Annotated in this window: 8 protein-coding genes; 6 read left to right on the forward strand and 2 right to left on the reverse strand. The window is 62.6% G+C overall.

All coding sequences use genetic code 11. The annotated features are described in order from the left end of the window. Positions 1–5: 5 nt before the first annotated feature. On the reverse strand, positions 6–1,214 hold the full coding sequence (gene sorA, locus MOX02_RS20735) for a SorA family sulfite dehydrogenase catalytic subunit (RefSeq protein ID WP_238179820.1): 1,209 nt from the start codon (positions 1,212–1,214) through the stop codon (positions 6–8). 1,082 nt (positions 1,215–2,296) lie between these two features. Between sorA and MOX02_RS20740 the strand changes: the two genes are divergently transcribed. Continuing rightward, positions 2,297–2,515, forward strand: coding sequence for a hypothetical protein (locus MOX02_RS20740; RefSeq protein WP_147027700.1), 219 nt, complete (start codon positions 2,297–2,299; stop codon positions 2,513–2,515). Positions 2,516–2,547: 32 nt separating this feature from the next. On the opposite strand, the gene MOX02_RS20745 is transcribed toward MOX02_RS20740, so the two are convergent. Then, positions 2,548–2,853: a hypothetical protein gene (locus MOX02_RS20745; RefSeq protein WP_147027701.1), complete on the reverse strand. Its 306-nt coding sequence runs from the start codon at positions 2,851–2,853 to the stop codon at positions 2,548–2,550. Positions 2,854–3,120: 267 nt separating this feature from the next. Here MOX02_RS20745 and MOX02_RS20750 point away from each other — a divergent pair, with 267 nt between their 5' ends. The 5 genes from MOX02_RS20750 (at position 3,121) to MOX02_RS20770 (ending at position 9,306) form a co-directional block, all read left to right on the forward strand. Then, positions 3,121–3,489 (forward strand): hypothetical protein, encoded by a 369-nt coding sequence (locus MOX02_RS20750; RefSeq protein WP_147027702.1) that lies wholly within the window; start codon positions 3,121–3,123, stop codon positions 3,487–3,489. 863 nt (positions 3,490–4,352) lie between these two features. Further along, the gene (locus MOX02_RS20755; RefSeq protein ID WP_306424529.1) at positions 4,353–4,868 is read left to right on the forward strand and encodes a Ros/MucR family transcriptional regulator; all 516 of its coding nucleotides are present in this window, start codon (positions 4,353–4,355) and stop codon (positions 4,866–4,868) included. Positions 4,869–5,191: 323 nt separating this feature from the next. Continuing rightward, positions 5,192–7,159 carry a hybrid sensor histidine kinase/response regulator gene (locus tag MOX02_RS20760; protein ID WP_147027704.1) on the forward strand — a complete coding sequence of 656 codons (1,968 nt, stop codon included), beginning with the start codon at positions 5,192–5,194 and terminating at the stop codon, positions 7,157–7,159. A 508-nt stretch (positions 7,160–7,667) separates the two neighbouring features. After that, a complete protein-coding gene (locus tag MOX02_RS20765; RefSeq protein ID WP_147027705.1) occupies positions 7,668–8,507 on the forward strand; it encodes a hypothetical protein in 840 nt (279 codons plus the stop codon). Between the two features lie 271 nt (positions 8,508–8,778). Then, complete coding sequence (locus MOX02_RS20770) at positions 8,779–9,306, forward strand: hypothetical protein (protein WP_147027706.1); 528 nt, start codon at positions 8,779–8,781, stop codon at positions 9,304–9,306. The last annotated feature ends 70 nt before the right edge of the window (positions 9,307–9,376 follow it).

The following is a 9,376-nucleotide window of genomic DNA, read 5'->3' on the forward strand; positions in this document are numbered from 1 at the left end:
TCCCCTCAGGCCGCGCGCACGCGGGTAGTCTCGACCACGTTGCGCAGGTACCCGGCCGGGTTCCAGCGCGGCTCCATCGGCTGCGTCGCTCCATCGTTGCCGGTCGCCCTAACCCGGATCGCGTGTGCGCCGGGCGACAATTCGGCCTGTAGCGTCCAGGGACGGAAGGCGTAGCGCCCGAGATCCTGCCCGAGCCTCGCTTCGCTCCAAGTTCGGCCGTCGTCGAGGGAGACCGCCACCGCGCGGATACCCGAGCCGCCGTCGAACGCGATGCCGCGCAGGAGCGTTGGCCCGGCCTTCACCGAGGCACCGTCGGTGAGGTTCGTCAGGAAGGATCGGATCGTGAAACGGTTGATCGGCACGGTGCTCGCGGCCGGCTTGCCGGGCTCGGTGCAGGCGCACTCGTTGTCGGGGATGCGGTAGGCCGGCTTCATCCAGAAGCTCTCGAAGGGCTTGTCGAGCACGGTGATGCTGTTGAGGTGCTTGACCCAGTAGGTCCCGTAATAGCCCGGCACGACGAGGCGCAGCGGGTAACCGTTGAGCCAGGGGAGGTCCTCCCCGTTCATCGACCATGCGAGCATCACCTCGCCGTCGCGAGCGTGATCGATCTTGAGCGATTTGGCGAAATCTGGGGTCTCCGGGATCACCGGTCCGTCGAGCCCTTCGAAGGCGACCTCGACGGCGCCGGCTTTCACGCCGGCCTTGTCGAGCACGGCTTTGAGCGGCACGCCCGCCCAGCGGGCGCACCCCATGGCGCCGTTGGCGAGCTGGCCGCCCGCCATGCGCGGCTCGAAGAAGCCGCGGGAATTGCCCGAGCACTGGTTGACCGCAACGACCTCGGCGCCCGGCATCGCCTTGAGCTCGGCGAGCGACAGGGAGATCGGCGTCTCGACCTGTCCCTTGATTTCCAGGCGGAACGTGTCCGGGTCGATTGACGTCGGGATGTCGGCGAGGTGGTAACGGACGAAGAAGGCGTCGTTCGGGGTGATGGCGCCCTCGTCAAAGACCGAGAAGGGCGTCTCGAGTTGCGGAGGTCGCGCGGTCATCTGAAGGAGCGGACGCTTGCCCGGATAGGCGACGAGCGGGCGCTCGCCGTTGCCGAAGGGTAGCCTGACGGTCTCACCTGCGAAGGCCAAAAGGGGCTTCAGCGATGCACCGCTCAGAGTAAGGGCGCCAACTCCAAGGCGTCTTATAAGTTCACGCCGATGCATGATGTGCAATCCCTCAGAATTCGCTGGTTTGTCCATCCGAGCATTTCACTCAAATCAAGCGGTGCCTGCGCCGCGCCGGCCTGTGCCTCGCATGTGATTCGATCGCTAGACTTGACAGATTTGCAATGGGACGTCTGTTAAATGCATTTCCATTGCCCGCAAGAGGGCGGACGGTGACGCGATTGACGCGGCGAGCGTTCAGCGCAGATCGGCAAATTACGCTCAAACCGTCGAGCTAAGCCAATGCAAACTACCTTCTGATACATAGATGCGGGTTATCGACGGCGTCGTCATGCTGAAGAGTGCGTGCGAGCAACGCTCCAAGTCGCAAGGTGAGCGTCGCGATCCCGAACCAGCGAAGCGTGACCTTAGGAAGGGAGCCTGACACCCTGACCGGAGATCCTGCAAGCTGCCTGAGGGTTCAGCAGGAAGAGGTGACGCCACGCATTTCGGCAGCCGGATGGCTGAAGATGCACCGACCTGTGCGCCTTCAGAAGCCAGGACCGAGTCGCCTGCATGCCGCAAGCCTGGACCTATTCCGGAGCGCTCGCGACGGTTGCCCTGCACTGAGCAGAACCACCGGATCATTCAGCGGCGCGCTTACGCCGGAGCGCCAGTTCTAAGCCCGCCACTCCTGATTGTGCCTTGCTCCGCTGACCCACCGTTGAACAAAGGTGCCCAAACTGCGAGGCGACGCAGCACGAAAGCGCCGCGATGTGATCACCTTATACCGTAGAGTACGCTAGAGCTATAATGCTATGACATTGCAGCGCTGTAACGCTGCAGGTGGTGTCCGATGGTCCATCCGCGACCGGCTCAGGAGATGAGAATGACGACCGCGCCGCCTTGGTGTGCGCATTGACGGCGCTTTGTGTGGCCGCTGGCGACTACACGGCAGTCGGTGACGAAGACGGATGGATCGTGCTGCCACCTGCGAGCCTTCAGCCCGCCTGGGCTCACGCGCTCCTCCAGCAGAACGCGAACGAGGAACGAGCGGGCAGCTTACGTCACGAAGGCTTCGCTCTTGCTGCGTAACGGATGGCTCCTGATCTGACGGACGCGGAAGCGTAGCCCTAGAGGACGCCATGCCGATGAAGCCCGCTTGGGTGATGTGCGAGTCTGACGCCTTCGACCTTCTGAACGCGATTGATGAGCGACTTGCGACGGCACGCCTGGATCAGCAGCAGCATGATGTGCTGGTTCGGCTGCAAGCGCTTCTGGAGGACGATCTCGGTGCGAGTGGCGGTCAACGCTCACCACGTGGAGCCGACGCTCAGCCAAGTGGCGTGCCGAGGGCGCATTGATCTGGGAGCCATGCTCGGTCTGGTCAGTTCGCTCAAAGCCTGATCGGAAACATGAGCTTGAACGCACACGCCTCTGTCGGATCGGCAAAGCGGAAGACTCGGCCGGTCAGCCTCAGCTTGCTGTCACGCACCGCCTCCGCCATCCAATCGCTATTGCAGTTGGCCTTAATCCACTGAAGCCGAGCTTGTAGCTCCTGGCAGAATCGAAACTGACCAAGGTGTTCCTCGTGAAGGCCCAAGCACAGGACGCTGTGTGTGAGCTTGGAGAGACGGGCTTTGTTGTAGAAACCCTGAGGGTTACTTCTGCGGAGCTTGAAGAGGTCGAACGGCAGGCCCATGCTCGTATTTAACCTGCGAGGTGGAGAGGACCGAGATGCCCTCCGCAAAGCCTCGTGGCCGCCGAGTAAGAACCTGTGCCACGTGTCTGTTACGGATTGGCATCCTCGCCTGCACGAGAGCGGCAATCACCCTACGTGAGTAATCTGACGCGCGGCTTAACCCATCCGAAATAGTGATATCAGCTTTGCAATGAACCGGTGGACGTGAGCGGTGCGGCTCGCCATATACTGGGAGGCATTGACGCGCCCCACTCTGAGCTTGCTGTAATGTCTGCTGCTCCTGCCGAATATCCGTACGAACGGGTCGAGGACCCGGACTACTTCCGCGACGTGCTGCTCAACATGGAGTGGATCAGAAATCGCGACGAGCGCCGTGTTCGCTTCTCGACAGTTTGCGCCTCGGGCTACCCTGATTATCAGACCGAATACCCGGAGGGCCACCGCCTCTACAGCTTCCCTCGGCGCTACGACGGCAGCACGCATCGTCTGATTGACTCTGCGGCCAGCGGTGCACGGCAAGATGAGCACCTTACAGAGGCTCATACTTGGAACGAGGTGCTGTTGCTGCTGAAGCGGGCGCTAGACCGAAAGCACGGAAGGACTACGGCTTCTTCCGCGGCCCTTGCGAAGGAGTAGCCGCGGCACCTTCGTCGGGCAGGCCGAATGTGCGGTAGCGAGGGTGCCACATCCTCGCGAGGCCGCTAGATGTATCAGACAACGATTTGTTAAATATTTTGTGCTTCGCTCTCGACACAGAAGCATTTTCATCCCAGATGAACATCACGCACCTTTGTTGCGTTGGAAGCCATCAGCTTCGTACTCTCAGGATTAGCGAATGAAGCGCAGAAGCGCGCGACCCGTCGTGGTCGAAGTTAAACGTACCCGTTCCTCTGCCTCATCTCTGGCCGACGCTTTCGGTCGTAACCGCCCCGGCGCCGGTCTCTGGCAGGATGTACCGCTGCGGATTGATGCACCGACCTCGCCTCGTCGCGAGCCGGAGCCGCGCCCGGTCTTGATCGAGAAGGCTGAGCCCGAGGCTCGATCTGCTCCGCGGGTTCTGCCCAGCCTCGTGCCGATGTACGTGCCAAGTGAGCCCGAGCCGCAGGAAGAGGCTGTGCAGACATCCCGTTCGCCTCAGCGGGAGCCGCGAGCCGAGCGGAAACCTCGTGGGCGTCGGATTGCACCTGAGGCTGCGAGCACACCTGCGGAGCCAAAGATGGCTTCCGAGGTGCAGACCGTGGTCGCCGCTGCCGTCGAGCCGTCTGCGGTGCGCTTGATGCCGCCGAGGCAAGCTGCAATCGCGACGGAGCCGCGTACTGATCGCCGCGAGCGGGGCGAGCGCCATCCAGAGTTGCGCCGGGGCGAGCGCTGGAAGAGGCGTCTGCCGCGCGCCTGCTGGTAAGCTTGCCACTGCTGGTTGCGGTGGTATGTCCGCGAGACGATCACCGCAGCGCAGTAGGGTTCGCATGGCAGACGTAAGTTCCGCGCGTACTGAGTTCGTGGCTCTGACGGCCGAGATTGTCTCAGCCTACCTCGGCTGCAATCACGTACGTCCGGCTGATCTGCCGAGCCTGATCCAGAGCGTACACGCGACGCTTGCCGGATTGGCCAGCGGCGGCAGCGACGCGCCGCCTGCCGTTGCAAAGGCGACGGCCGCCGAGATCAAGCGCTCGATTACGTCGGACTACCTCGTCAGCTTCGAGGACGGGAAGCACTACAAGACCTTGGCGCGTCACCTGCGCCTGCGAAGCTTGAGCCCTGAGGCGTACCGCGCCAAGTGGGGGCTCCCGGCCGACTACCCGATGACAGCGGCGAACTACTCGGCTCAGCGCGCGGCGCTGGCCCGCAGGGCGGGACTGGGCCGAGCAGGCTCGGCTCGACAGACAGCACCAGCCGCCGAGCAGGACGCCGCTGAAGATGCAGCCCAGCAGATGGTAGCGGGACAGCCTTCAGCCGAGCAATTCGAGGAGGCGATCACGCGTGAGCCGTTTGATGATGGTGACTTCGCTGAGTGAGCAGCAGCGTAGGGGAACGGCGACTGACAGGCTCAACATCTCCGGTCGCTTCCTCTGCAAACGTTCCGTCCTGCGTCCCCTGGGTGGTGCTGTTGGTGCGGCTACTCAGGCGGCGCCTGGGCCGTGAGTTCGATAAGAACTTCGAGCTATGGGTTGCCAGCGCGCAGTTTCGCCCGCCTTGCCCAGCCCCGCGAAGGTGCGACTTCGCGCGTGACTGTCAGCCTCCTGTTCGTCACAAAGGCGAACGGACCCCACAACCGCACGTTGAGCCCTGAGAGGCATCGAGCCGTTCTGTCTCGGCAGGAGGCTTAGCCGAGGTATCCATGTCATCAGAGTCCCTGTCCGGACGCGAGCAGATTACCGACGACCGTTTCCGCATCCTCGTTCAGGGGGTGACCGACTACGCCATCTTCATGCTCGATCCGACCGGCGTCGTGGTCAGCTGGAACCCCGGCGCGGAGCGCTTCAAGGGCTACGCCGAGGCCGAGATCATCGGCCAGCACTTCTCCCGCTTCTACACCGAGGAGGACAGGGCGACGGACCTGCCCAGGCGCGCCCTGGCGACAGCCACCACCGAGGGCCGCTTCGAGCAGGAGGGCTGGCGGGTCCGCAAGGACGGCACCCGCATGTGGGCGCACGTCGTCATCGACCCGATTCGCGACGCCTCCGGCACCCTGATCGGCTACGCCAAGATCACCCGGGACATCAGCGCGCGTCTGGCGGCCAAGGAGGCCCTGCGTGCCAGCGAGGAACGCTTCCGCATCCTCGTCCAGGGCGTGACCGACTACGCCATCTTCATGCTGGACGCGGACGGCATCGTCACCAACTGGAACTCGGGCGCGGCCCGCATCAAGGGTTACAGCGAGGCCGAGATCGTCGGCCAACACTTCTCCCGCTTCTACACGGAGGGGGATCGAGCAACCGGTGTGCCTGCCAGAGCGCTGGAGGCAGCCGCCCGCGAGGGCAAGTACGAGGCGGAGGGCTGGCGCCTGCGCAAGGACGGCACCCGGTTCTTCGCCAGCGTGGTGATCGATGCGATCCGCGACAAGGCAGGTCAGCTTGTCGGCTTTGCCAAGGTCACCCGTGACATCACCGAACGGCAGAACGCGCAGCACGCACTGGAGGAGAGCCGCGCGTCCCTGTTTCAGGCCCAGAAGATGGAGGCGCTGGGGGGCCTCGCCTCGGGCATCGCGCACGATTTCAACAACCTCCTCACCGTAGTGCTCGGCAACCTCGATCTCCTGCGCCGGGCGCCCGAGGGGCGGCGGGCGCGGCTGATCGACAATGCGGTTCGGGCCGTCGAGCAGGGACGCAGGCTCACCCAGCAACTGCTCGCCTTCGGCCGCCGCCACGTGATCCAGCCCGAGGTGCTGGACGTGAACCGGCTCATCCTCGGCATGGACGACATGCTGAAGCAGTCGCTGCGTGGGGACATCAGCCTCATCTTCGACCTCGCGGAAGGCTTGTGGCCGGTCGAGGCTGATCCGTCTCAGCTACAGATTGCCTTGATCAACTTGGCCGTGAATGCCCGCGATGCCATGCCTAAAGGCGGCCAATTCCGGATCAGAACGGAGAACGTGACCATGCCCGGTCAGGGCGGCCCTGAGTGCGTCGAGATCGCGGTTAGCGACACCGGCCACGGAATGCCGCCGGACGTGTTGGCCCGTGCGTTCGAACCCTTTTTCAGCACGAAGGAGGTGGGCAAGGGCACGGGCCTTGGTCTTCCTCAAGTCTACGGGTTTGCACAGCAGGCACACGGATCGCTGCGGGTGGCCAGTGAGGTCGGCGATGGCACAACCTTCACGATCTCACTCCCGCGCACGAGCGCTCAGGTCGCTGAAACTGTCAAATGCGGCCTCAAGCCCGGCGAGGCTGCGCGCTCGCTTCGAGTCTTGCTGGTTGAGGACAATGCGCAGGTGGCGGAAGTCGCCGCAGCGGTCATGACCGAGCGCGGCCACTCGGTCGTGAGCACCGCGAGCGCGCCCGAAGCCATGCACGTCCTGAACTCTGGGCAACCTTTTGATCTGGTGCTGTCCGATCTCGTGATGCCGGGGGGTATGAGCGGCTTCGATCTTGCACAAAGGGTGCGGAGCCGCTGGCCTGCTCTGCCGGTTCTCCTGGCGACGGGCTACAGCGATCAGGCCGCCAAGGTGATCAAAGAGGGATTCCCGCTGATCTCGAAGCCCTACGAGCCCGCAGCGCTTCTGTTCGCCGTTGAGAGAACAGCTTCACCAATCGCGCTGTCTACGCGTCAAGGCAACGTTGTTCCTCTTGCGCGGCCCTCTCTGTAACTCGTCAGCGGCACAGGCCGCCACACACCTGCGATGCCTCATTGCGGGTATGCCGAAGATCAGAGTGCAAACCGGTCACATCCATCACGGCTCCGCCACGCAGAGTGGCGGTATGCTATCATCGCCACATGCGGCGTCATCATAGACATCGCTGGCATCGACATCACCACCACCGGCCTTGGCATCCTCGCCGCGATCATCACCGACACTGGCATCGGTAGCTCAGTTGCGAAATCAGCAACACCTCGATCATTGGTCAGGCTTCCGCGAAGCCATCAAGCTGAACAATTGAGTGCCATCTAAATTAATTAACAAACTAAGGACACTTTAGAGAGCTTGGCAACGCCAATCGAGTATTGACTTCGTTCGGAAGAGGGATAGCTTCAACCGCTCAATAATCTGCTGGGCAGCACAAATGTGCACTTTTTACCCGGCAGCCGAAACCTGCTCTGACAAGCTCTTTACGGGCGCCTTCTTTGTGAATTTATAAAAACAAGGAGGATTACCGATGGGCTACTATCATTCCGATTGGTACCACCACGACGAGCAGCAGGACGCCACGCATTTCTTCAGCTTCGATGATGCGCTGAAGATCGGCTTCAATGTCGATGGACCAGTCCTGACGGTCGATGCCTACACCAACTTCTCCGACGAAGACGACATCGCGCTGGAGCAGCAGGTGGCGCGATTCCTCGGCGGCCTAGCCGACCCGAATGCGGACCCAGACCGCTTCGATGATATCGACGGCACAGACCACTTCATCATCAAGGTCAACACACAGACCGGCGTGGCCGACCTCGCGTTCCGCGATTCGTCAGAGTACAAATTCGACCGCATTGACGCCGACCCATTCCCGACCCAGGAATTTCTCGGCATCATTTCGGGCGGCGACCCGGCCAATCCCGAATTCTACGGCTACGACAATTCCCTGAAGCTGGCGGTCGGGACGGACGGCAGCAGTCTTCGGGTCGAAGCCTACACCAACTACAGCGGGGAAGCCCTCGCGCTCGAAAAAGAAGTTCTGAGCTTCGTCGCTCCGCTGATTGGCCCCGATGCCGACCCGCACCGCTTCGATGCCGATGATGGCACCGATCACTTCATTTTCACGGTCGATGCCAATGGTAGGGCGGACCTGACGTTCGAAGCGGTGGAACTGTCCGATTTCGAAGGCATCGACGCCGAACCCTTCCCGGTCAACGAAATCCTGGCTCTCCTGACCGGCGATGCGCCTGACGGCGGCTATGGCGGCGGCACGGATGTGGGCGAGCACAACAGCCATGACTGGCACCATGAGGCCCGGTGGGATGACGTCCATCACCACTCGGACGATCTGGTTCAGTGCGGCTGAGCCGAAGACGGGGAGCCGCCGCGACCGGCGGCCCCCCGTCTTCGGCGACGGCCGGGCGCGGGTCGATCACCCCGCTGCTTTGAGCAACCGCAACCAGTCACGTCACATGCGGCTGCATTCGACCAGCAACTGGTGCACGTTTGGCCGGTATCCAACAAGCACCTGCGATCTGACTTGCACCAAGGGCGCTTGGTGACCAGCCGCCCAATGGGTGCACTACACTTCACACGGAGGAAACGTCATGCCGTGTCTTTCGCGATTAATCCTGTGTGTGGCTCTGTTTGTGCCGTTCTCACCGACATACAGCCAAGAGCCTGCCGCGAACCGGGGTGAAGGACTGCCCGCGAAGAGCGACTTCCGCATCACCTTCGTAGCGGTCAACCAGCACCCGATGAAGCCGATGATGCTCGACGCGAACCGGACCTTTGCCACCGGCCACGCCGTCATGACGGCGATCAATCAGGAGGGGCGCGGCCTGCTCCACAACGTGGCGGGGCGTTGCACTGCGGCGGTGACCATCGACAATGCAGCCAAGACCATCGGCTACAACGGCTTCTGCGACTACGTGGACAAAGACGGCGACCACGTATTCGAGCGCTACGAGTATCCGACCCAGCCTCAGGCACCCATCTTCAAGGGCAACGCCGAGTGGACGGGCGGCACGGGCAAGTACGCCGGGATATCGGGGCGGATGGACCTGCGGACCTCCCGGCTCCCTGCGCCTGTGGAGGGAGTGTCGCAGACCTCAGGCGAAAAGATCGGCTCCTACTCGATTGAGAATACCTCAGCCTCTCGTTAGGCTTGGTCTCGGGCTCCCTGTTGAGGCGGCTGACTGGATGAACTTCCGCGCCTTCACAAGGAGCCTAGGG

Source organism: Methylobacterium oxalidis, from assembly GCF_007992195.1.
Classification (GTDB): Bacteria; Pseudomonadota; Alphaproteobacteria; order Rhizobiales; family Beijerinckiaceae; genus Methylobacterium; species Methylobacterium oxalidis.